The 21,604-nt window shown below is 68.8% G+C and carries 23 protein-coding genes; 12 read left to right on the forward strand and 11 right to left on the reverse strand.

What is annotated here, in order from left to right; translation table 11 throughout:
* Positions 1–9: 9 nt before the first annotated feature.
* Positions 10–1,071, reverse strand: coding sequence for a dihydrodipicolinate reductase (locus tag OG714_RS49100; protein WP_406130986.1), 1,062 nt, complete (start codon positions 1,069–1,071; stop codon positions 10–12).
* 87 nt (positions 1,072–1,158) lie between these two features.
* A complete protein-coding gene (locus OG714_RS49105) occupies positions 1,159–1,824 on the reverse strand; it encodes a TetR/AcrR family transcriptional regulator (RefSeq protein WP_406130987.1) in 666 nt (221 codons plus the stop codon).
* Between the two features lie 145 nt (positions 1,825–1,969).
* Between OG714_RS49105 and OG714_RS49110 the strand changes: the two genes are divergently transcribed.
* Genes OG714_RS49110 through OG714_RS49135 form a run of 6 tightly spaced genes read left to right on the forward strand, consistent with a single transcriptional unit; the run spans position 1,970 to position 8,066 of the window.
* Positions 1,970–3,250: an acyl-CoA dehydrogenase family protein gene (locus OG714_RS49110; protein WP_406130988.1), complete on the forward strand. Its 1,281-nt coding sequence runs from the start codon at positions 1,970–1,972 to the stop codon at positions 3,248–3,250.
* Positions 3,247–4,269: a phosphotransferase family protein gene (locus OG714_RS49115; RefSeq protein WP_406130989.1), complete on the forward strand. Its 1,023-nt coding sequence runs from the start codon at positions 3,247–3,249 to the stop codon at positions 4,267–4,269. The genes OG714_RS49110 and OG714_RS49115 overlap by 4 nt, the downstream gene beginning before the upstream one ends.
* Positions 4,266–5,237, forward strand: a complete 972-nt coding sequence (locus OG714_RS49120) for an NADPH:quinone oxidoreductase family protein (protein ID WP_406130990.1) — start codon at positions 4,266–4,268, stop codon at positions 5,235–5,237. Before OG714_RS49115 ends, OG714_RS49120 begins: the two co-directional genes overlap by 4 nt.
* The gene (locus OG714_RS49125; protein ID WP_406130991.1) at positions 5,227–6,078 is read left to right on the forward strand and encodes an acyl-CoA dehydrogenase family protein; all 852 of its coding nucleotides are present in this window, start codon (positions 5,227–5,229) and stop codon (positions 6,076–6,078) included. The genes OG714_RS49120 and OG714_RS49125 overlap by 11 nt, the downstream gene beginning before the upstream one ends.
* The gene (locus tag OG714_RS49130; protein WP_406130992.1) at positions 6,075–7,223 is read left to right on the forward strand and encodes an acyl-CoA dehydrogenase family protein; all 1,149 of its coding nucleotides are present in this window, start codon (positions 6,075–6,077) and stop codon (positions 7,221–7,223) included. Before OG714_RS49125 ends, OG714_RS49130 begins: the two co-directional genes overlap by 4 nt.
* Before the next feature lie 51 nt (positions 7,224–7,274).
* Positions 7,275–8,066 (forward strand): enoyl-CoA hydratase, encoded by a 792-nt coding sequence (locus OG714_RS49135; RefSeq protein WP_406130993.1) that lies wholly within the window; start codon positions 7,275–7,277, stop codon positions 8,064–8,066.
* A gap of 36 nt (positions 8,067–8,102) precedes the next feature.
* On the opposite strand, the gene OG714_RS49140 is transcribed toward OG714_RS49135, so the two are convergent.
* From OG714_RS49140 to OG714_RS49155, 4 genes are all read right to left on the reverse strand, one after another.
* Positions 8,103–8,906 carry an SDR family NAD(P)-dependent oxidoreductase gene (locus OG714_RS49140; protein ID WP_406130994.1) on the reverse strand — a complete coding sequence of 268 codons (804 nt, stop codon included), beginning with the start codon at positions 8,904–8,906 and terminating at the stop codon, positions 8,103–8,105.
* A 90-nt stretch (positions 8,907–8,996) separates the two neighbouring features.
* Positions 8,997–9,824 carry an NAD(P)-dependent oxidoreductase gene (locus tag OG714_RS49145; protein ID WP_406130995.1) on the reverse strand — a complete coding sequence of 276 codons (828 nt, stop codon included), beginning with the start codon at positions 9,822–9,824 and terminating at the stop codon, positions 8,997–8,999.
* Entirely contained in the window at positions 9,821–10,348 is a 528-nt protein-coding gene (locus tag OG714_RS49150) for a nuclear transport factor 2 family protein (protein WP_406130996.1), read from the reverse strand. Before OG714_RS49150 ends, OG714_RS49145 begins: the two co-directional genes overlap by 4 nt.
* A gap of 6 nt (positions 10,349–10,354) precedes the next feature.
* The gene (locus tag OG714_RS49155; protein WP_406130997.1) at positions 10,355–11,377 is read right to left on the reverse strand and encodes a zinc-binding dehydrogenase; all 1,023 of its coding nucleotides are present in this window, start codon (positions 11,375–11,377) and stop codon (positions 10,355–10,357) included.
* Positions 11,378–11,512: 135 nt separating this feature from the next.
* Here OG714_RS49155 and OG714_RS49160 point away from each other — a divergent pair, with 135 nt between their 5' ends.
* A complete protein-coding gene (locus tag OG714_RS49160; RefSeq protein WP_406130998.1) occupies positions 11,513–12,106 on the forward strand; it encodes a TetR/AcrR family transcriptional regulator in 594 nt (197 codons plus the stop codon).
* A 31-nt stretch (positions 12,107–12,137) separates the two neighbouring features.
* Here the strand turns inward: OG714_RS49160 and OG714_RS49165 are convergent, their stop codons facing one another.
* From OG714_RS49165 to OG714_RS49185, 5 genes are read right to left on the reverse strand one after another with little or no spacing between them, the layout of a single operon-like run.
* Positions 12,138–13,367, reverse strand: coding sequence for an amidohydrolase family protein (locus OG714_RS49165; protein ID WP_406130999.1), 1,230 nt, complete (start codon positions 13,365–13,367; stop codon positions 12,138–12,140).
* Positions 13,368–13,373: 6 nt separating this feature from the next.
* Positions 13,374–13,694, reverse strand: coding sequence for a hypothetical protein (locus OG714_RS49170; RefSeq protein ID WP_406131000.1), 321 nt, complete (start codon positions 13,692–13,694; stop codon positions 13,374–13,376).
* On the reverse strand, positions 13,681–14,946 hold the full coding sequence (locus OG714_RS49175) for an aromatic ring-hydroxylating dioxygenase subunit alpha (protein ID WP_406131001.1): 1,266 nt from the start codon (positions 14,944–14,946) through the stop codon (positions 13,681–13,683). Before OG714_RS49175 ends, OG714_RS49170 begins: the two co-directional genes overlap by 14 nt.
* 4 nt (positions 14,947–14,950) lie before the next feature.
* On the reverse strand, positions 14,951–15,613 hold the full coding sequence (locus OG714_RS49180; protein ID WP_406131002.1) for a carboxymuconolactone decarboxylase family protein: 663 nt from the start codon (positions 15,611–15,613) through the stop codon (positions 14,951–14,953).
* A complete protein-coding gene (locus OG714_RS49185) occupies positions 15,610–16,314 on the reverse strand; it encodes an SDR family NAD(P)-dependent oxidoreductase (RefSeq protein ID WP_406131003.1) in 705 nt (234 codons plus the stop codon). Before OG714_RS49185 ends, OG714_RS49180 begins: the two co-directional genes overlap by 4 nt.
* Before the next feature lie 236 nt (positions 16,315–16,550).
* Here OG714_RS49185 and OG714_RS49190 point away from each other — a divergent pair, with 236 nt between their 5' ends.
* From OG714_RS49190 to OG714_RS49210, 5 genes are all read left to right on the forward strand, one after another.
* Entirely contained in the window at positions 16,551–17,282 is a 732-nt protein-coding gene (locus tag OG714_RS49190; RefSeq protein ID WP_327406530.1) for an SDR family oxidoreductase, read from the forward strand.
* The gene (locus tag OG714_RS49195; protein ID WP_406131004.1) at positions 17,279–18,718 is read left to right on the forward strand and encodes an aldehyde dehydrogenase family protein; all 1,440 of its coding nucleotides are present in this window, start codon (positions 17,279–17,281) and stop codon (positions 18,716–18,718) included. Before OG714_RS49190 ends, OG714_RS49195 begins: the two co-directional genes overlap by 4 nt.
* Positions 18,715–19,920, forward strand: a complete 1,206-nt coding sequence (locus OG714_RS49200; RefSeq protein WP_406131005.1) for a CaiB/BaiF CoA transferase family protein — start codon at positions 18,715–18,717, stop codon at positions 19,918–19,920. Before OG714_RS49195 ends, OG714_RS49200 begins: the two co-directional genes overlap by 4 nt.
* A gap of 41 nt (positions 19,921–19,961) precedes the next feature.
* Positions 19,962–21,329 (forward strand): ABC transporter substrate-binding protein, encoded by a 1,368-nt coding sequence (locus tag OG714_RS49205; RefSeq protein ID WP_406131006.1) that lies wholly within the window; start codon positions 19,962–19,964, stop codon positions 21,327–21,329.
* Positions 21,330–21,395: 66 nt separating this feature from the next.
* Positions 21,396–21,590 (forward strand): ferredoxin, encoded by a 195-nt coding sequence (locus OG714_RS49210; protein ID WP_406131007.1) that lies wholly within the window; start codon positions 21,396–21,398, stop codon positions 21,588–21,590.
* Positions 21,591–21,604: the final 14 nt, after the last annotated feature.

Raw genomic sequence — 21,604 nt, forward strand, 5'->3', positions numbered from 1 at the left:
GCGGCGACGTCACCCGAGGTCGGCGACGATCTGCGGGAGGTCGGCCGTGGAGCGGATTCCGGGGGCTGCCGCGCAGACGAACGGCACGGCGTTCACCGCACGGTTCGCGGTGTAGGACGGGGACATCGCGGCCATCCGGTCGAGGGGCACGGGGAACCGCAGGTCGACGTCGAGCGGCGCGTCCCCCTCGACCGAGACGTGCCAGCCGGTCGCTCGGAGATCCCAGGCGGGGTCGAGATCGGTGGTGCAGTACCAGTTGGCGCGGAACCGCAGCAGGGGTCGGCCCTTCCGCAGCCCGGACACGGTGATCCGCTGCGCGGCCACCGTGCCTACGGGCAGCGTGCCCGCCGCGATGCGGGTGGTGCGCCGGGCAGTTGCGACCTCCCCCACCGCCTCGACCGAGTCGAGCGGTGCCGAGAGCGCCTCGGCGAGCAGCCGCAACGACGGGCCGAAACTGTCACGCAGTCCGGCCAGGCGTTGTCCGCCGAATTCGGCAGGGGGCCGGCCGAAGCCCATCACCTCGAACAGCAGCCCGGGGGAGTCCCGTTGGGAGAGATCCGCGAACTCGTCGATCGTCAGCGCGTCGAGCCGTCGCTGGATGGACGTGAGCGCGAGCGGCAGGGCCTCCGTGATGAATCCGGGACTGCTGCCCGTGCTGTGGACCGAGGTCCCGCCCCGCTCGCACGCGTCCTCGATCCGCTTCCGCGTGACCGGGTCCAGGCTGGGCGCATGATGGAACTCGCCGCGTGTGGACACGACGTTCACGCCTGACGAGAGCAGCGCACACACCTCGTCGAAGTCGCAGGTGCGCGGGGTGTAAAGGACACAGTCGGCACCGAGCGCGAGGATCTCGTCGATGTCGTGCGTGGCGACGACTCCGGTGCTGTCGGGCCCGCCTCCGCTCAACTCACCCGCGTCCAGGCCCGACTTGGCCGGCGTGTGGACATACACCCCGGCCAAGGTCAGGTGCGGATGCTCCAGTACGGCACGCATCGTGCGGGCGCCGATGTTCCCGGTGGCCCACTGCACGACCCGGTAACGCCGCGCTCCGTGCCGTAGCGGCTCGGTCATCGCCCACCTCCCGTTGCGGTGGGCGAGAACCGTACTCTCTGCTGTGGAGAGCGTCAATTACGCCGTCGGATGCCCGTCAGGCGTCCGTCAGCTGCGCACGGGGACGCCCGAGAGGCCGCCGAGGCAGAACTGCCAGACCTCCTCGGCGTTGACCGCCGCCGCGTGACTGCCGGCCGGAACACCGTTGCCCTGCGCGACGAACATGACCGTCTGCATCAGGATCGAGGCCTGACGACGGGGCTTCCCGGCGGGGATGACACCGGCGTCCTCGGCCTGCTCGACCAACTCCGAGAACACCTGGTGCAGGGGGAGATGAGCGGTCGCCACCTGCGCGGGGTGCTTCACGAGGAGTTGCAGTGCGAAGTCGCTGAACAACGGGCGCTCCACACCGGGGTTGGACAAGGACTGCTCGAAGAGCATCGTCACGGCGAGCCGCAGCGCCTGGAGCGGATCCGACTGGGCGCCGGCCGCTTCGCGGATCTCCGCCGCCGACTTGGACAGCGCGTCCTCGAATAGGGCGAGCAGCAGCTCGTGTTTGCCGTCGAAGTGCTGGTAGAAGCTGCGCAGTGACTGTTTGGAGCGGTCCACGACCTCCTGGACAGTGAAGTCCGTCGTCCGCTTCTCCGCGATGAGTTCCTGCGCCGCGTCCAGGAAGCGCTGCACACGCTGTTCGGCGCGGAGCTTTGCGGCACGGGTGGAACGCTCAACGGCGCGCTGGCGCCAGGCTGGTTGTTCTTCGGGGACAGCTGTCACCCGAAGAACGATACTCCACTTCAGCGGTAACACTCCGGCTTCCCCTACCGAAGGACGCACGGCAAGTTTCGAGACCCTTACTTGCGTGAGATGAGAATGATATTCTCACCGCCATCCGTCCGGGTTGGCAGGAGGTTCGTCTGACATGGCATGGGACTTTTCCACCGAGCCGGAGTTCGAGGAGAAACTGGAGTGGATCCGACGGTTCCGCTCCGAACGCGTGGAGCCGCTGGACCTGCTCCACCCGGACCGGGCGTACCACCCGCTCGACGACGAACTCGGCCCCATGGTCCGGGCGTTGAAGCAGCAGGTCCGTGACGAGGGCCTGTGGGCACCGCACCTCGGACCCGAGCTGGGCGGGCGCGGCTTCGGCCAGGTCAAGCTGGCGCTCATCAACGAGATCCTGGGCCAGTCGAGTTGGGCCCCCGTCATCTTCGGCACGGCCGCGCCCGACACCGGGAACGCCGAGATCATCGCCCGCTACGGCACCGACGAGCAGAAGGAGCGCTACCTCCGGCCACTGCTCGAGGGCGAGTGCTTCTCCTGCTTCTCCATGACCGAACCCCAGGCCGGCGCCGACCCCACGATGTTCACCACCCGCGCCGAACGCGACGGCGACGACTGGATCATCACCGGCCGCAAGTTCTTCTCCTCCAACGCCCGCACCTCGAAGTTCGTCATCGTCATGGCCGTGACGAACCCCGACGTCAGCCCGTACAAGGGCATGTCGATGTTCCTCGTGCCCAGCGACACCCCCGGCGTCCGCATCGAGCGCCACCTCGGCATCATGGGCGAGGCCACCGACGAGGGCATGCACGCACTCATCGCCTACGACGGCGTCCGCGTCCCCGCCGACGCGCTGCTCGGCGGCGAGGGCCAGGCCTTCGCGATCGCCCAGACCCGGCTCGGCGGTGGCCGCGTCCACCACGCGATGCGGGTCGTGGGCCAGAGCCAGAAGGCGCTCGACATGATGGCCGAGCGGGCCCTGTCCCGCGAGACCCAGGGCGAGCGGCTCGCGGACAAACAGCTCGTGCGCGCCGACCTCGCCGACTCCTACGCCCAACTCGCCCAGTTCCGGCTCTTCGTGCTCTACACCGCCTGGCAGATCGACAAGTACCAGGACTACAAGCGGGTCCGTAAGGACATCGCCGCCATCAAGTTCCTCACCCCGAAGGTGCTGCACGACGTCGTGTACCGCTCGATGCATCTGCACGGAGCGCTCGGTGTGTCGAACGAAATGCCGTTCGCGGACATGTGGAACGGCGCTGCCGTCATGGCGGTCGTCGACGGCCCCACCGAGGTCCACAAGATCACGGTCGCCCGTGACGTCCTGCGCGGTTACGAAGCGGCCCCCGGCCTGTGGCCCACCCAGCACCTGCCCACCCGCCGCGAATGGGCCCGGAAGCAGTTGGAGGACCTGCTGTGACACTCGCCGACACGGAATCGCTCGCCCGCTGGCTGGACGACCAGGGCATCGCCCCTGGCCAACCGGTCGAGACGTCGTACATCTCCGGAGGCACCTCCAACGACATCTACGGCATCCGGCGCGGCGAGGTGAGCATGGTGCTGCGCAAACCGCCGGAGAAGGTTCCGCCGGGGCGCAACGAGACCATGCTCCGCGAATACCGCGTTCTCAAGGCCCTCAACGGCACGGACGTCCCGCACCCCGAGGCGATCGCCGTCTGCGACGACACGAGTGTGCTCGGATCCTGCTTCTACTTGATGGCGCATGTCGACGGCTGGTCGCCGATGAACTCCGACGGCTGGCCCGAACCGTTCCTGAGTGACCTGTCACTTCGCCCCGGCCTCGCGTACCAACTCGTCGAGGGCATCGCCAAGTTGGGCAACGTGGACTGGCGGGCCCAGGGACTGGAGGGCTTCGGCCGCCCCGACGGTTTCCACGACCGGCAGGTCGACCGCTGGCTCGCCCACCTCGCCAAGTTCAAGTTCCGCGAGATACCCGGCCTGGAGAACGCCGCTGCCTGGCTGCGGGAACACCGTCCCGCTCACTGGGAACCCGGCATCATCCACGGCGACTACCAGTTCGCCAACGTCATGTTCCAGCACGGTGCGCCCGCCAGGCTCGCGGCCCTCGTCGACTTCGAAATGGCCACCGTCGGCGACCCGTTGCTCGACCTCGGCTGGGTCATCATGGGCTGGCCGGACGCCGACGAGGACCGGACCCAGAAGGGGTACGTCGACTACACCGGCATGCCCGACCGCGCCGACCTGCTGGAGCACTACGCCAAGGTCAGCGGGCGCGACGTCAGCGAGATCGACTACTACGTGATCCTCGCCCGGTTCAAGATGGCCGTCGTCCTCGAAGGCGGCTACGCCCGGCACACGAAGGGCGAGGGCGGCAACCCGAAGATGGCCCACTACGGCGACGTCGTCCTGCAGATGGCCGCCCAGGCGGCCGAACTCGCCGCGACGACCCGGCTATGAGAGCCGCCCGCTGCAACGCCGTCGGCGGCCCGGTGGTCGTCGAGGACATCCCCGAACCAGCCTTCCCCCGACCGGAGTTCACCGAGGACGAGGTCGGCATCCCGGTCGACGTGCACTACGCGGCCGTCAACTTCGCCGACGTCCTCGTCATCGACGGCGCCTACCAGGTGAAGGCGGAGCCGCCCTTCACTCCCGGAAGCGAGTTCGCCGGCGTGGTCGCAGCGTCCGCGAACGGGTTCGAGAAGGGCGAGCGGGTCTTCGGCTCGATGTTCGTCGGCGCCTTCGCCGAACGCGTCACCGCCCGCCCCGCCGGACTGAGCCGTATCCCCGAGGGAATCCCCACCGAGCGCGCGGCGGCCTTCGGGGTCAGCCACGCCACCGCCTTCGACGCCCTCCGCCTGGTCGCCGACGTACGACCCGGCGAACGGGTGGCCGTCCTCGGCGCGGCCGGCGGGGTCGGCCTCGCGACCGTCGAACTCGCCGCGCTGCTCGGCGCGGAGGTCGTCGCCGTCGCCTCGACGGAGGAGAAACGAGCGGTGTGCGCGGAGCAGGGCGCGCGACTGACCCTGCCGTACGACGATCTGAAGCGGAGCCTGCGCGACGCGGGTGGCGCCGATGTCGTGATCGACCCGGTGGGCGGGCCGTACGCGGAGGAGGCGTTGCGGGCCATGCGCTGGGGCGGGCGGTTCGTGAGCGTGGGGTTCGCGAGCGGGGAGATCCCGCGTATCCCGCTCAACCTCCCGATGCTCAAAGGTGTCAGCCTGCACGGCTTCGACCTCGGCGGCTGGGCGCGGCACCGGCGGGACGAGCTGGTCGCCGCCCGCACCGAACTCCACGGACTGTTCGCCGCCGGGAGGATCCGGCCCCGCGTCCACGCCGTGTATCCGCTCGCCGACGTCGCCGAGGCCCTCAGCCTGGGGTGCCGCGCCATCGGCAAGGTCCTTCTGGAGGTCGCGCATGGAGTTTGAGTTCGACGACGAACAGCGGCTGCTCCAGCGAGTGGTCCGCGAAACGGTCACCAAGTCACGGTCGCTCACCGAGAAGCAACTCTGGGACACCTACCTGGAGTTGGGCTGGCTCGAAGCCCCTCCGGTGGAACTGGCCATCGTCCTTGAGGAGTTGGGGTACGCCGCCGACCCGACACCCTTCCTCGCCACGGCCACCTGGTTCGCGCCGCTGGCCGGACGGCTGCCGCACGGCTCTGGCACCGGTGTCTTCGACGGGGAGGGGAAGTTCGTCCTCGACGCCGACCGCGCCGACGAGATCGCCCTTCTCACCTCCGAGGGCGTGGTCGTACGGGACGGAAAGGACCTGGCGGCCGAGCGGCTGTCCGTGTTCGACCCGACCCTGCACATCGCCCGGGTGGACGTCCCGGACCTGGTCGCCGGAGTACCCGACCTGACCCTGATGGGCCTGGCGGTGAGCACGGTCGGCAGTTGCCGGCGCATCCTCGACCTGGTCGTCGCCCATGTGAAGGAACGGCACCAATTCGGCGTCCCCATCGGCTCGTTCCAGGCCGTCAAGCACAAGGCCGCCGACATGTACGTCGCCATCGAACGCGCCAAGGTGCTCGCCTACTTCTCCGCGCTCACCATCGCCGAGGACGACCCGCGCCGCGGCCGGGCCGCCGCGATGGCGAAAGCCGCCGCCGGAGACTGCCAACGAGTGTGCTTCCAGAACGGGTTCCAGCTCTTCGGAGCCATGGGCTACACGTGGGAGAACGAACTGCAGATCCATCTCAAGCGGGCCAAGGCCGGGGACCTGCTCCTCGGCACGGCATCCGAGCACAGGAAGGCGCTGCTGGTATGAGGCTGGCCCCCGACCCCCAGGTCGAGAAGTTCCGCGCCGATTTCAGCGACTTCCTCGACACCCACCTGCCCACCCCCGAAGAGGCCACCGTCCGCTCCAAGTCCAGCGCCGACATACCCGATTGGGCCCGGCGCTGGCAGCGCAAGCTCTTCGACGCGGGCTGGCTGCTGCCCGCCCAGCCGCCCGAGTACGGCGGCCGCAACGCCACGCTTCCCCAAGTGGTCGCCCACCTGGAGGAGTTGTCCCGGCGGCGGATCTACCACAGCTTCAACCCACAGGGCCTCAACATCATCGCGGCCTCACTGCTGACCTTCGGCACCGAGGAACAGAAACGCGACTGGGCCGTACCCCTGCTGCGCGCCGAGATCACCGCGTCGCTCGGCATGAGCGAACCCGGCGCCGGCTCCGACCTGGCCGGGCTGCGCACCCGCGCGGCCCTCGAGGGCGACCACTTCGTCGTCAACGGGCAGAAGGTGTGGACCTCGGGCGCGCACGACGCCGACGTCCTGCTCACCTTCGTCCGCACCGACCCCGACGCCCCCAAGCACAAGGGGATCAGCGTCCTGCTCATCCCCACCGACTCCGAGGGCCTGGTCCGGCGGCCGTTCGGGTCGATCGCCGCGCCCGACGACCTCGACTTCAACGAGGTGTTCTTCACCGACGTCCATGTCCCCAAGGAGAACCTCGTCGGCCCCCTCAACGAGGGCTGGCGCGTGGCCAACGGCTCGCTCGGGCATGAACGGACCCTGCTGTGGGTGCACTACGCCGAGCGGATGGACGCCCTGATCCATGACGCGGCCTGCGACGAGGAGTGGCACGCCACTCTCCAAATGGACGTCCAGGCACTGCGGTTGCTCGGCTACCGGCTCCTCGGACCCGACCGGAACCCGGTGGAGATCTCGGTGCTCAAGCTGCTCGGCTCCGAGGCCGCGCAGAGCGCCGAACTGCACGCCCTCGAACAGCACGGGGCCGAGTCGCTGTTGCATCCGGTGCGGACAGGGCCGTACACCCATATGAACTTGGAGACGTTCAACGCCAGTTGGTTCGAGCGGTACGCGCGCAGCTTCGGCGGGACGATCGCCGGCGGCACCTCCGAGATCCAGCGCAACATCATCGCCGAGCGCATCCTCGGCCTGCCTCGCTAGAGCCGTCAGCCCAGAGAGCCGACATCCCAGAGCCGACAGAGGGAAAGACGCATGGACGAGATCCTGTACGAGGTCGACGGACAGGTGGGGATCATCACCCTCAACCGGCCCGAGGTCGCCAACGCCCAGAACAGCGCGCTCCTCGACGCCCTCGACGCGGCCTGGAGCCAGGCCGCGGCCGACGAGGACGTGAAGGTCATTCTCCTGAAGGCCAACGGCAAGCACTTCTCGTCGGGACACGACCTGAAGGACCGCTGGCCGGCGCCGAAGGAGATCACCCTGGAGTGGATCTACAGCGCCGAGACCCGCCGGTACCTGGAGTACACCCTGCGCTGGCGCAACGTACCCAAGCCGACGATCGCCGCCGTGCAGGGCAAGTGCATCGCGGGCGGACTGATGCTCTGCTGGCCCTGCGACCTGATCGTGGCCGCCGAGAACGCCGAATTCTCCGACCCCGTCGTCCACATGGGCATCGGGGGGGTCGAATACCACGGCCACACCTGGGAGTTGGGCCCGCGCAAGGCGAAGGAGATCCTCTTCACCGGACGCGCCGTCACCGCCGAGGAGGCGGAGAAGGTCGGCATGGTGAACAAGGTCGTCCCGCTCGACCGACTGGGTACCGAGGCCCTGGAGTTGGCCCACCAGATCGCCCGGATGCCGTCCTTCGGCCTCCGCCAGGCGAAGCGGGCCGTCAACCAGAGCCTCGACGTCCAGGGTTTCTACGCCGCCATCCAGTCCGTGTTCGACATCCACGAGACGGGACACGGGAACGCGCTGAGCGTGAGCGGATATCCCATTCTCACGCAGCTCGACGCCATGAAGGAACGCATCAAGGGCCAGTAGACCGTCGGACCGATGAGCCGGGCCGGACCGGGACTGTTACTGCTCCTTGTGCGCGGTCGCGCCCCGGCTCATCGCCAGGACCGCGTCGCGGCGGCTCAACGACCCGAACGGTGAACCGCCGGTCGGTGCGGGGCTGCCGCAGATCCAGGTCGGACCCTCGGAGAGATGGTCGAGCGCTTCGGCGGCCACGTCGCCCGGATCGGCCAAGTCGCCGCCGTAGGAGCCTCCTTGGGCGCCCTCGGTCCGGCGCAGGGACGGGGTGTCGGTCCTGCCGAGCACCAGCCCCAGGACGTCCACCCCGCTGCCCCGCCACTCCGCCCACAGGCTCTCCGCGAGGATGAGGTCGAACGCCTTCGACGCGCCGTAGGCGGCGAGCGTGGCGCCACCCGCCCACGCGGCGCCCGAGGTCACCAGGACCACGGCTCCGCGCTTGCGCGCCACCATCGGGCCACCGAAGCGGTACGCCGCTTCGAGTACGGCCGTGCAGTTGCGCCGCACCAGCCCGAGATGGATGTCGAGGTCCTTGTCGAGGAACGGCACGCTGCGGTCGTCGCTGCCCGCGTTGTACACGAACAGACCGACCTCCAGACCGGCGGTCGCATCCTCCAGCTCCGCCAGGGCAGTTGAGGAGCTGAGGTCGAGCGCGACCGTGCGGACCTCGACGCCGTAGCGTGCGCGGATCTCCCCGGCGGACGCCTCCAGCACGGGCAGGCGCCGGGCCACCAGCACGACGTTCATCCCCTGGGCGGCCAGCCGGTGGGCGAACGCGGCACCCACCCCGTCCGACCCGCCGGCGATGACACCCCACGGCCCGTACTTGCTCGTGAGAGATTCAGCCACTTCGCACTCCCCATCCAGGTGATCGGCATTCGGGTCATCGAGAAAAAGACGTCAACAGGGCCGCCCGGACGCGGAGTTCACGTGCCCGCGTCATGACGACGGTCGGTGGAGAACCTTCTTCTCCACCGCGTCCGACGACAGCACCGTGCCGATGATCCCGAGGTCGGCGCCGGTGCTGCGCGCGACCTCGCGCACCACGCCGACGTCCTTGCTCATCAGGTCCGCCAGCCGCACCGCGACCGAGTCGACCGACCCGCCACTGGCGACGACACCGAGCGCCCGGCTGGCCCCGCTGCCGTGCTGCAGAGCCGCGAGAATCACCTTCTCGTCGATCCCCAGCGCCCCCGCCACGCGCACCGCGTCGACCGCGAGGCCGACCTGCGCGACGAACAGGGCGTTGTTGACGAGCTTGACCCGCTGACCGTTGCCGGCCGGTCCCACGAACATCACCGGCGAGGCGTACGTCTCCAACAGCGGGCGCATCTCCTCCAGTCGGTCTTCGTCCCCGCCGACCCACAGGGTGAGGCGACCCGCGGCGATGTCGTGCGGGCCGCCCGAGAGCGCGGCGTCCAGCACCCGGACACCGCGCTCCGCGCCCGCCTCGGCGAGCAGATGGGCGGTCCCGGGGGCAGAGGTGGTGTGCTGGACGAGCGTCGCCCCCGCCGCCATGGCCGCGATGGCACCGTGAGGGCCGAGACACACCTCCCGCACCTGCGCGTCCGTCAGTACGACGACGAACACCGCGTCGGCGTCACGCACGGTCGCCTCGACCGTATCGGCCCAACTCGGGCCGTCCGCACTGGCGTTGGCGCGCTTCTCCGGGTGGCGCGAGTGGACGGTGACGTCATGCCCCGCGGCAACCAGGCGCTCGACGATCGGCTGCCCCATACGGCCCGACCCGATGAACCCGATCCTCAACTCTCCTCCAGGGAGAGCGAGTCGGAAGTCGGCGCCAGCATCGCGCGCGGCCCCTCGGTGCCGTCGAGGTTGGCGTTGACCCGCGCGGCGATGCGCCAGCCCTCCGAAGTGCGCACCCAGCGCCAGGTGTTCGCGGAGACCTGGAAAACCCAGAACCGGCCGGCGTCGGCGTCCCAGCGCAGGTGCAGCGCGTGACTCCGGCCGGTGGCGTGGTCGCCGTCGACGACGACATGAGGCGCGGTCAGCACGTGACCGCACCCGTTGTGGATCACGCTCTGGTGGTTGGGTCCGTGGACCATGCCGACGATGCCGTCACGGCCCTCCATCCGCAGATGAGGGACCGCGTCGAAGACGCCGTCCTCGGTCCACAGTCCCGCCGCGGCCTCTCCCGAACCACTGTCGACCGCGGGTCCGTACTGGGCGACGAGCTGGGTGATCTCGACCTGGTCCGCCAAGGCACGGATCTTCGCCGCCAACGTCTCGACGGTGGCGCGCAGTTGGGCAAGTTCGCCGGTCTCGCTCATGGGTGATCAGCTCCCTGGTACGACGATGATGCGGGCCGGTCCGTCGGCGTCCCGTGCGGCGTCGAGCGCGGCCGGCACCCCGTCGAGCCCGACGGCGTGGCCGAGCATCGGCCCGACATCGAGGCCGCCGGAGCAGACCGCCCGGAACGCCTCGTCCCAGTGGTCCATCGACGGGCCGCCCCCGAACTGGATGTTGATGCCCTTCCGCTTCGCGGTCAGGGTGTGCAGATGGTCGCCCTCCGGCGGGCCGCCGACGGAGAAGATCCTGGTACCGCGCTCGCACCCCTTGATGATCGAGTCGAGAACGCCCGGGACGCCGACGCACTCGAACACGACACAACTCGCCCGGTTACCGGCCGCGTTGCGCCACGCCTCGTACGGGGAGACCTCGGCCGGGTCCACGACCACGTCGGCGCCCATGGCCAGCGCGGTCGCGCGACGTGACGCCACGAGATCGGCCGCGACGATCGGGCCGACGCCGAGGTTCCTGAGCCGGCCGATCGCCGACAGGGCGATGGCGCCGCAGTCGATGACCAACGGCGCCTCACTCATCGTGAGTTGGGCGCGGGACGCCGTCGACCAGCCCACCGAGATGGCGTCGGCGACACACACGATCTCGCTCGGCAGATCCGACACCACGACCCGGGTGATGGCCTCGGTCAGCAGGAACAACTCGCCGAACCCGCCGGGTGCTTCGGGGCTCTGGCCGATGATCCTGCGACCGGCCGGGGTGGCCAGGACGGGCAGCGAACTCACCCGCGTCCCGACCGGGATCCGGCGCTCGGTGCCGGGGCCGTAGTCCACGACCTCGGCGCAGTACTCGTGACCCATCACGATGTCGACGTCCTGGTCGTACGTCGACATCCCGCTGTCGTCGTCGGCGCCCGCCTCCGGATGGTCCATGAAGTGCAGATCCGACGCGCAGATCCCGCACGCCAGCGAGCGGACGAGGAGTTGACCCGGTCCGGGGACCGGATCGGCGACGGTCCGCGCCTCGACGCTCCCGCCCCGCAGCACAGCAGCACGCATCAGAACTCCCCTCCGAACTCCGAGGTCCGTCCCCTTCGGGACTGTAGCCACACAGCGGAAATTACAGAAGACCGTCTCCTATAATTGGGAGAACGCGGGAACACCGGGATGCCGCCCGGTCACTACAATCACGGCATGGCAGAACCGCGCCGCGCCCCGGGCCGTCCACGAGACACGAGCATCAACGAACGGGCCCTCGCGGCAACGCGCGAACTGCTCGTCCAGCGCGGCTTCGACGCGACGACGATCCAGGCGGTGGCCGAACATTCGGGCGTGCACGCCTCCGCCATCTACCGCCGCTGGCCGTCCCGGATCGAGCTGATCGAGGAGGCGACGTTCCCCGGGCTCAGCCCGCTGAGCGTCCGGCCCACGGGAGACCTGCGCCGCGACCTACGGCGGTTCATCCGCGCCTACTTGGCGGCCTTCGGCGCTCCGGCGGCCCGGGCCGCCGCGGCCGGTCTCTTCGCGTACTCCCAGACGTCGAACACGCCCCGGCCGCCGGAGATGCTGCTGCGCGTGTCGGCGCGACCGCAGTTCCAGGACATCCTGCGCGCCGCGCCGACCGGGACCGTCGACCCCGCCGTGGACCCGGACGACGTCTTCGACATGCTCCTCGGCGCCGTACTGACCCGCACCCTCCTGTCCACGGTCACGGCCCGCAACCGCCCCGTCGAGCGCACGGTGGAGATGGTCGTGCGGATGCTACGACCGCTCGACGGGCCGGTGTGATCAACTCCCGCAATCGGCCTGGGCGTTGGAATCAGCGGCGTTCGTCGCGGAACACCTTCCCGCCCTTCATCACGAACCGGACGTCCGCCATCACGGAGACGTCCTCCAGCGGATTGCCCGGCACCGCGATCAGATCGGCGAGCAGGCCGTCCGCGATACGGCCCCGGTCGTCGGCGTCGATCAGCTCCGCCGCGTTGACGGTGGCCGCCTGGAGCGCCTCCAGGGGAGTCATCCCGCGGTCGACCAGGGCGATCAGCTCCTGTGCTCCGCGGCCGTGCGGAATCGCCGGCGCGTCCGTGCCCAGCGCCATCCGGACGCCCGCCTTGCCGGCCCTGGCCACCACCGTCTTCGCCCGGGGGAAGATCTCGGCGGCCTTCTCCTTCAGCTCGGGCGCGGCATGGGACATGTCCATCCCGTCGATGAGAGCGGTGGTCGGCACCAGGAAAGTACCGCGCTCCGCCATCAGCGCGATGGTGTCGTCGTCCAGCAGGAAGCCGTGCTCGATGCAGTCGATGCCCGCCTCCACCGCCGACCGGACGGCATCGGCCCCATGAGTGTGGGCCGCCACCTTCAGTCCGCGCCGATGGGCCTCGTCGACGATGGCGCGCAGTTCCTCGTCGGAGTAGTGCTGCGCGCCGGGGGTGCCGGTGTGGGACATGACGCCCCCGGACGCGCAGACCTTGATGAGCCGAGCCCCGTGCTTGATCTGGTAGCGGACGGCCTTGCGCACCTCGTCGACACCGTTGGCAATGCCCTCCTCCAGGGAGAGAGGCATGATTCCGGGGGCGTACGCCGCGAACATCGTGGGGTCGAGATGCCCGCCGGTGGGTGTGATGGCGTGTCCGGCGGGCACGATGCGCGGGCCGTCGATCCAGCCGGCGTCGATGGCCTTCGCCAGCGCGACGTCCAGCAGATAGCCGCCCGTCTTCACGAACAGGCCGAGGTTGCGGACCGTGGTGAACCCCGCGCGAAGGGTCCGCCGGGCGTTGCCCACCGCGCGGAGCATCCGCAGCGGGGGATCGTCCTGGACGGGGGAGAACGCGAGCGTCTCGCCTCGGCCGCCCATCAGGAGATTGACCTCCATGTCCATGAGACCGGGCAGGAGAGTCACGTCGCCGAGATCGAGAACCTCGTTCTCGGTGACGCCCTCGCCTGTGCCGCCGCTGCGCGTGATGCGGTCGCCCTCGACCGTGATCAGGCCCGGCGACTCGAACTCGCCCGTCTCCACGTGCAGTACACGCGCCGCTCTGAGCGTGAGCACGACCGGTCAGACCTTCGGCTCGACGACGAGGTCCATATAGGCGGCCCCGCTGTCCGGCACCCGGGCCTGCTTCCAGACCTCGACCGGGAACGACACGTTCACCAGGGAGAACATCAGGAGCAGCAAGTTGCGCTCCTGCTCCGGGAGTTCGGACAGAGGGAACTTGTCGAGGTGGTCGGAGGCCTGCTCCAGCAGCGGGAACGCGGCGTCGTAGAAGGCCTGCATCTCCTCCATGGAGCTGGCCAGGCGCTTGCCGTACCGGTCGCGCTCGGACTCCAGGACCCACTCGCTGAACGGCTCGAGTGCCGCGAACTCACTGGGCAGCATCGGTGTGCTCCTTGACGTAGTCGGCGACCGTCTTGTGCAGATGGCGGAGCAGCAACTCCTGGTCGCAGAGCGGGAATTCGGTGACGACCCGGCTCTTGAGCATCGTCTGGGTGGCCTCCAGGGTGTTGCCGTCCTGGAGCGCGTACTCCTTGAACGTCACCGCCGCCAGCTCCTGCTTCAGCCGCTCGCGCGCCGTCTTGGCGGGCACGAAGTACAGGTTGGCCTCGAAGAGGTGCTTGTCCACCGCCGTCGGCCAGTAGTGGTACGTCAGGTACCAGCCGGGCTTCCAGATCAGCAGGGTCATGTTGGGGAAGAACTCGAAGGAGTCGTTGCCCCACGCGCGGTGCCGGCCCGGGTTGAGGCCCGTCGGCAGATTGTCCAGGCCCTCGATGTCGGGCGCCTCCCACGGCCCGAACAGGCCGCTGCGCAGGACGCGTTCGATGGGCTTGACGATGGTCAGGTCCTTGGGTGGGGACATGCCTCCCCAGGACGAGATCATCGAGTGCGGGGAGTGGATCTCGTAGTGCAGTGCCTCGTACCCGACGTTGAAGAGCTTGTCGGCCTCGTCCTTGACGGCCTGCTTCATGTGCAGGACGGGCGCGTGGTAGAACTCCGCGAACGCGTCGATGAACAGCTTCCAGTTGCTGCCGATCTCTGCCTTGTAGGTGAAGACCTCGGTCATCTCGTGGAAGGGGTAGCCCTCCAGACCCTTGGCGAACTCGCCCAAGTACTCCTTGAGCGGCTGGGCTTCGGGGTCGAGGTTGACGAAGACGAACCCCTCCCAGACCTCGCAGCGGACCAGCTTGAGGCCGTAGTCCGCCTTGTCCAGGTCGAAGAACTCCTTCTCCTGCTGGACGAAGGTCAGATCGCCGTCGAGGCTGTAGCGCCAGGCGTGGTACTTGCAGGTGAACTGGCGGCAGGTGCCCTTGACCTCCTCGCCCGGGAAGTCGTTCCACACGAGCTTGTTGCCGCGGTGGCGGCAGACGTTGTGGAAGGCGCGGATCTCCTTGTCCTTGCCCCGCACGATCACCAGTGAGGTGTCGGCGACGGCCAGCTCCTTCGTGAAGTAGCTGCCGACCTTGGGCACTTGCTCGACCCGGCCGACGTTCAGCCAGGTCTTCTTGAAGATCGCTTCCTTCTCGGCCTCGTAGTACGCGGGGTCGATGGAGTCCTCGTAGTTCACCGGGCTGGTGCCCAGCTCGGGGTAGTTCTCGGTCCAGCTCCCGGCCTCGGGCTTGGTGAAGTGTGGCATGGGATCACCCCTCTCGTTTGTGAGAATACCATTCTCGTTTTGGGAAACTGAAGTTCTCTTCCGAGATCGCGGGGTCGAGTTCCACGCCGAAGGTGTTGAGGGCCATCGTGAGCATCGTGTAGGCGCCGATGGTGAACACCAGGTCCATCAGCTGGTGTTCGTCCAGGTCGGCGGCGAGCGCCGCGTAGGTCGCGTCCGACAGGCCCGAGTCGGTGTCCAGTTCGTCCACCGCCCGGTTGAGCAACGTGTCCGCGCCCGTGCGGACTTCGTCGATCTCGGCCTCGGTCACCCCGGCCTTCCGGCCGATCAGGACATGACTCGCCCACTCGTACCGGCTGCCCCGCCGCCAGGCCACCCGCAGGACGGCCAGCTCACGGACGCGCACCGGCAGGGTCGTGGTGTTGAGATGCATGTTGAACGTCAGGAACGCCCGGGTCAGGGCCGGATGGCGCTGGAAGATCCCCAGGACGTTGGCCTGCGGCAGCTTCCGGGGATGGTTGATGGCCGAGAACAGCTCGTGGTCCCAGTCGTCGTACGGCACCGGGGCGATGCGAACCTCGTTCTCGGCGGCGGTGTCGTGGTGCAGGCCGTGCTCGCCGTGCCTGCTGTGCTCGCCGTGCCCGCTGCCCGTCTCGCCGGGTCCGTCGTGTTCGCTCTGCTGGCTCACGTGTTCCGCCCGCCGTTGACGCCCAGGATCTGGCCGGTGATGTAGCCGGCCTCCTCGGACGCGAGGAAGGCGCAGGCCGCGGCGATGTCCTCCGGGCGCCCGACCCGCCGTACGGGAGTGCGCTGGATGTGCTCCTCGACCGTCCCGCCGAGCAGTTGGCGCTCCTCCGAGCGGCGCAGCATGGGCGTGTCGATGAAGCCGGGCGGCACCGCGTTGACGGTGATGCCCTGCGGACCCAGCTCCAGGGCCAGCGATTTGGTCAGCCCGTTGACCGCCGACTTGGCGGCCACGTAGTGCGTCATGAACGGCTGGCCGGACTGCGCGCTGGACGAGGAGATGTTGACGATCCGGCCCCAGCCGGCCTCCACCATGTCCGGCAGAACGGCCTGGACGCAGTGGAAGACGCCGTGCAGATTGACGTCGATCACCCGCTGCCAGGCCTCGAACGTGAGGTTGGCGAAGCGCTTGTAGCCCTCCATCCCGGCCGCGTTGACCAGGACCGTGACCGGGCCGAGCTGCTCCCGGATCTCGGTCAGTGCCTCGTCCACCTGGGCCCGGTCGGAGACGTCGGCTTTCCGGGAGAAGCCCCTGTCGGACGGATTGAGGTCGAGGGTGGCGACCTGGAGACCGTCGTCCCCCAGGCGCTGTGCGATGGCTTGTCCGATGCCGGAGGCGCCGCCTGTGATGAGCGCTGTCCTCATGCCGGAACCCCCTTCGTCTCGATCATGAAAATCTCCCTTCCGGATCTGAGAAGCGTATTCTCGTCTCTGGTGCTTCCGGAAGTCCCGCGCAGGCGAGGGCTGTTCGTCGTGGTCCGAAGGGCTGTCAGCAAGTCGTCAGGATGACATTCTCGCTGCCGGATGGTTGATTCGCGTATAAGGAGAATGTAGTTTCCGCTTCATTGGAGCAAGCCGCCCATCCATGCGAGGAGAACAGGATGCGGTTCCAGGACAAGGTGGCGATCGTCACCGGAGCGGGACAGGGAATCGGCGAGGACTACGCCCGGGCGCTGGCCGCCGAGGGAGCACGGGTCGTGGTCGCCGACATCAACGAGGAGCAGGGACAGCGGGTCGCCAAGGAACTGGACTCCGCGCTCTTCGTCAAGGTCGACGTCGGGGACCCCGCCTCGGCCGACGCGCTGGCCGCGGCCACCGTCGCCGAATTCGGCCGCATCGACTACCTGATCAACAACGCCGCGATCTACCACAGCATGCGGCGCGAGGGCCTGACCACCGTCGACCTCGACTACCTCAACCGCTTCATCCAGGTGAACCTGATGGGCGCCCTGTACGTCACCCGGGCCGTCGTCCCGCACCTGACCGAGGGCGCCGCGATCGTCAACCAGTCGTCGGCCGCCGCCTACATGGCGAGCGGCTACTACGGCCTGGCCAAGATCGGCATCAACCACCTCACCGCGTCCCTCGCCGCAGAACTCGGCGGCCGGGGCATCCGCGTCAACGGCATCGCCCCCGGCCCCACCGACACCGAGGCCACGGCCACCGTCGTACCGGTCGAGTTCCAGGAGCGGATGACCCAGGCCCTGGCCCTCAAACGGATGGGCACGCCCGGCGACCTGACCCCCACCGTGCTGTTCCTGCTCTCCGACGACGCGGGCTGGCTCACCGGCCAGACCATCAGCGTGGACGGCGGACAGGTGGTGCGGCTGTGACCCGCCTGCTCATCGACGGCCAACTGATCGACGGGGAGCGGACGTTCCCCTCCCTCAACCCCGCCACCGGCGAGGTGTACGGCCACGCCCCCGACGCCACCACCGCCCAGGCGGAAGCGGCCGTGGCGGCGGCCCGCACCGCCTTCGACACCACCGCCTGGTCCACCGACGTACAGCTGCGCATCCGCTGTCTCGACCAACTGCACCAGGCACTCACCGACCACGTCGAGGAGCTGCGCGAACTGACCATCGCCGAGGTCGGCGCGCCCCGCATGCTGACCTACGGCCCCCAACTCGACGACCCCGTCAAGCTGGTGCGCTACTACGCGGACCTGCTGCGCAAGTACCCGCTCACCGAAGATCTGGGCGAGGTCGAGATCCGCGGCCAACGCCACCGCCGCTGGGTGGAGAAGGAGGCGGCCGGGGTCGTCGCCGCGATCATCGCCTACAACTACCCGAACCAACTCGCCCTGGCCAAGCTCGCCCCCGCACTCGCGGCCGGCTGCACGGTCGTCCTCAAAGGCGCCCCCGACACCCCGCTGACCACCCTGTTCCTCGGTCAACTCATCGCGGAGCACACGGACATACCGCCCGGCGTGGTCAACGTCCTCACCTCCTCCGGAGCCGACGTCGGCGAGACGCTCACCACGCACCCCGACGTCGACATGATCACCTTCACCGGTTCCACCGCGACCGGCCGCCGCATCATGGAGGCCGCGAGCCGCACGGTGAAGAAGGTCTTCCTGGAACTCGGCGGCAAGTCCGCCATGATCGTCCTCGACGACGCCGACTTCGCCACCGCCGCCATGTTCGCGGCCGGCACCATCTGCTCCCACTCCGGGCAGGGTTGCGCGCTCACCTCACGGCTGCTCGTGCCCAGGGAGCACCATGACGAGATCGTCGCCATGGTGGCGGCGGGCCTCGGCCGTATCCCGCTCGGCGACCCGGCCGACCCCAAGACCTTCGCGGGCCCGCTCATCAGCGAGCGTCAGCGCGAGAAGGTCGACGGCATGGTCGAGAGGGCCGTAGCCGCCGGTGCGAACCTCGTTGTCGGAGGCGAGAAGATCGATCCCGGATTCTTCTACAAGCCGACGCTCCTCAGCAACGTCGACCCGGACAGCGAGATCGCCCAGGACGAGGTCTTCGGCCCGGTGCTCGTGGTGATCCCGTACGACGACGATGACGACGCCGTCCGCATCGCCAACAACTCCGTCTTCGGCCTCTCCGGCGGCATCCAGAGCGCCGACGACGAGCGGGCCATCGCGCTGGCCCGCCGCATCCGCACCGGCACCTTCAGCATCAACGGCGGCAACTACTTCGCCGCCGACGTGCCGTTCGGCGGCTACAAGCAGTCGGGCATCGGCCGCGAGAGCGGTGTGGCCGGTCTTGAGGAGTTCCTGGAGTACAAGTCCTTCGCGGTCGTGGTCCGGTCATGATGCCGCTCGAAGGCATCCGCGTCCTCGAAGTCGCCATGTACGGCTTCGTACCCTCGGCGGGAGCCGTCCTCTCCGACTGGGGAGCGGACGTCATCAAGGTCGAGCACGCCGTTACCGGCGACCCGCAGCGCGGTCTGCGCCAGACCGGCACGATGCGCGTCGAGGGCGACCCCAACCCCAACGTCGAGCACGCCAACCGCGGCAAGCGCAGCCTCGGCCTCGACATCTCCCGCCCCGAGGGCAAGGAGGTTCTCTACGACCTCGCCCGGCGCTCGGACGTGTTCCTGACCAGCTTCCTTCCCGGTCACCGGGAGCGGTTCGGCATCGACGTCGACGACATCCGTAGCGTCAATCCCCGAATCATCTACGCCCGGGGCAGCGCCTTCGGCCCGCGTGGAGCGGAGGCGGGGAAGGGTGGCTACGACATGACGGCCTTCTGGGCCCGCGCCGGCACCGCCGCGAGCATCACCCCCGAGGGCACCGACGGCATCATCAACCCGCCCGCACCGGCCTACGGCGACACCATCTCCGGCACCAACCTCGCCGGCGGCATCGCGGCCGCGCTCCTGAAACGCGAACGCACCGGTGAACCGTCGGTCGTGGACGTCTCCCTGCTCGGCAGCGGACTGTGGGCGATGGGCCACGCCACCGCGCTCTCCCTGCACCTCGGCAAGCCCTGGATCCCGCCGCCCGTCGGCACCCACGGCTCGGTCACCAACCCCCTGTCCGGGCTGTACGAGACGTCCGATGGCCACCATCTGGCGTTCGTCATGATGCAGCCCGGCAAGTTCTGGGCCGATGTGTGCCGGCACATCGACCGCCCCGAACTCGCCGAAGACCCACGCTTCGACACGGCCGAGAACCTCGTTTCCCACACGGCCGAGGCCGTCAAGATCCTGCGCGAGGTCCTCGCCACCCGCACCCTCGCGGAGTGGAGCAGGCGCTTCACCACCCTGGCCGGGCCGTGGGCCCCGGTGCAGGACTCCCTGCAAGTGGGCGACGACCCGCAGATCAGAGCCAACGAGTACCTGCTGCAGGCAGGAGAACTCGAACTGGTCAGCAGCCCCGTGCAGTTCGACGTACAAGCCCCACAGCTCGGGCCCGCGCCCGAGTTCGCCGCCCAGACCGAGGAGATCCTCCTCGAACTGGGCCTGGACTGGGACCGCATCATCGCGCTCAAGGCGGCGGGCGCCGTCACCTGACCACCCGACAGCGGGACTCACATTCTCAACGAGGAGAACCGATGAGACGCTTGCTCATCCCCGCGCTCGTCCTGGCCCTCGCGGCCGCGGCCGGATGTTCCGGCCGCACCAAGTCCGCGGACACCAGCAGCCCTTCCACCACCGGAGCCGCCGACACCGCCACTGCGGACTTCGGCACGCTGAAGTCCGTGTGCGGGAAGGGGACGGCCAAGACCGTCACCAGCCAGGGCGTCACCAGCTCCGACATCAAGGTCGGCGTCTTCACCGACGTCGGGTTCACCAAGAACCCGGAGTTCGAGAACGCGGCGAAGGTCTTCACCTCCTGGTGCAACGCCGCAGGCGGCATCAACGGGCGCAAGATCACGCCCGTGACGCACGACTCCCAGCTCATGCAGGTCAACCAGCAGATGATCTCGGCCTGCCGCACCGACTTCTTCGAGGTCGGCGGCGGCGCCGCCCTCGACGGCCTGGGCGTCAAGACGCGGTTGAAGTGCCTGCTCCCCGAGTTCCCGGCACAGGTCACCTCCGAGGTCGGCGCCGATCTCCAGGTGATGACCCAGGGCGCCTCGTCCGGGTACGCACCCTACGCCGGCTACTTCTCCTGGCTGTTGAAGGAGGCATACCCGTCCTCGGCGAGCGGCGTCGGCATCATCACCGGAGATGTGCCCGTCACCAAGGTCATCGCCGCCGAGGACAAGGAAGTCCTCACCGCGATGGGCGGCAAGGTCACCTACTCCGACCTTTACCCGGCCCAGGGAGTCTCCGACTGGACGCCGTACGCCCAGTCCATCAAGACGAAGAAGGTCAAAGGCCTTGTCTTCCTGGGGGACTTCACCCAGTTGGCGAAGTTGGAGCAGGCGCTCACCAACATCGACTACAAGCTCGACTGGATCGACGCAAACAACAACGCCTACGGCCCGGCGTTCCTCAAACTGGCCGACACCGCGCTGAGCTCCCAGACCAACTTCGCGAGCATCGACGGGACTTACCCGCTGGAGAAGGCGGACGACAACCCGGCGACCAAGGAGATGGTCGCTCTGTTCAAGAAATACGCGCCCGACGCGCAGATCACCCTGCCCGCCGTGCACGCCTTCTCCACCTGGCTGCTGTTCGCCACCTCGGCCCGTGACTGCGCGGAACTGACCCGCAGTTGTGTCCTCGCCAACGCCAAGAAGCAGGCCGAGTGGACCGGGGGAGGGCTCCAGGCCCCGGTGAACCTGACCAAGCCCGACGAGCCCGTGAAGTGCTTCAACGTGGAGAAGGCCACCACCAGCGGCTGGGTCCCCGCCGACTTCAAGCCGACCGACGGCGCCTACCGCTGCGACGCGCCCGTCTACAAGTACAAGGGCAACTACGGCAAGCCGCCGACGCTGGCGGACGTCGGCAAGTCGATGGCCGACCTCAAGTAGCTACGCCACGCTACCCGTTCACCACTGCGGGCACCGCGGCATCCACCACGGCAGGAAGGAAGGACCGTGAAGGTACGAGTCGACCCGGAGCGCTGCCAGGGCCACACGCTCTGCGCGATGCGCGCTCCGGACACCTTCGAACTCAGCGAGATCGACGGGCACTCCTCGGTCGTCCACGAAGAAGTCCCCGCCGACCAGGAGGCGGCCGTCCGCGAGGCGGTCCTGTCCTGTCCGGAGCGGGCGATCTCCCTCATCTCCTGACCCCCACCTCATCC

The organism is Streptomyces sp. NBC_00989, from assembly GCF_045162655.1.
Taxonomy (GTDB): Bacteria; Actinomycetota; Actinomycetes; order Streptomycetales; family Streptomycetaceae; genus Streptomyces.

Excerpts from the sequence above, each read along its gene's own strand:
- OG714_RS49100 (WP_406130986.1), bottom strand. The coding sequence starts at position 1,071 with ATGACCGAGCCGCTACGGCACGGAGCGCGGCGTTACCGGGTCGTGCAG.
- OG714_RS49110 (WP_406130988.1), top strand. The coding sequence starts at position 1,970 with ATGGCATGGGACTTTTCCACCGAGCCGGAGTTCGAGGAGAAACTGGAG.
- OG714_RS49120 (WP_406130990.1), top strand. The coding sequence starts at position 4,266 with ATGAGAGCCGCCCGCTGCAACGCCGTCGGCGGCCCGGTGGTCGTCGAG.
- OG714_RS49125 (WP_406130991.1), top strand. The coding sequence starts at position 5,227 with ATGGAGTTTGAGTTCGACGACGAACAGCGGCTGCTCCAGCGAGTGGTC.
- OG714_RS49130 (WP_406130992.1), top strand. The coding sequence starts at position 6,075 with ATGAGGCTGGCCCCCGACCCCCAGGTCGAGAAGTTCCGCGCCGATTTC.
- OG714_RS49135 (WP_406130993.1), top strand. The coding sequence starts at position 7,275 with ATGGACGAGATCCTGTACGAGGTCGACGGACAGGTGGGGATCATCACC.
- OG714_RS49150 (WP_406130996.1), bottom strand. The coding sequence starts at position 10,348 with ATGAGCGAGACCGGCGAACTTGCCCAACTGCGCGCCACCGTCGAGACG.
- OG714_RS49155 (WP_406130997.1), bottom strand. The coding sequence starts at position 11,377 with ATGCGTGCTGCTGTGCTGCGGGGCGGGAGCGTCGAGGCGCGGACCGTC.
- OG714_RS49160 (WP_406130998.1), top strand. The coding sequence starts at position 11,513 with ATGGCAGAACCGCGCCGCGCCCCGGGCCGTCCACGAGACACGAGCATC.
- OG714_RS49170 (WP_406131000.1), bottom strand. The coding sequence starts at position 13,694 with ATGCTGCCCAGTGAGTTCGCGGCACTCGAGCCGTTCAGCGAGTGGGTC.
- OG714_RS49175 (WP_406131001.1), bottom strand. The coding sequence starts at position 14,946 with ATGCCACACTTCACCAAGCCCGAGGCCGGGAGCTGGACCGAGAACTAC.
- OG714_RS49185 (WP_406131003.1), bottom strand. The coding sequence starts at position 16,314 with ATGAGGACAGCGCTCATCACAGGCGGCGCCTCCGGCATCGGACAAGCC.
- OG714_RS49190 (WP_327406530.1), top strand. The coding sequence starts at position 16,551 with ATGCGGTTCCAGGACAAGGTGGCGATCGTCACCGGAGCGGGACAGGGA.
- OG714_RS49200 (WP_406131005.1), top strand. The coding sequence starts at position 18,715 with ATGATGCCGCTCGAAGGCATCCGCGTCCTCGAAGTCGCCATGTACGGC.
- OG714_RS49205 (WP_406131006.1), top strand. The coding sequence starts at position 19,962 with ATGAGACGCTTGCTCATCCCCGCGCTCGTCCTGGCCCTCGCGGCCGCG.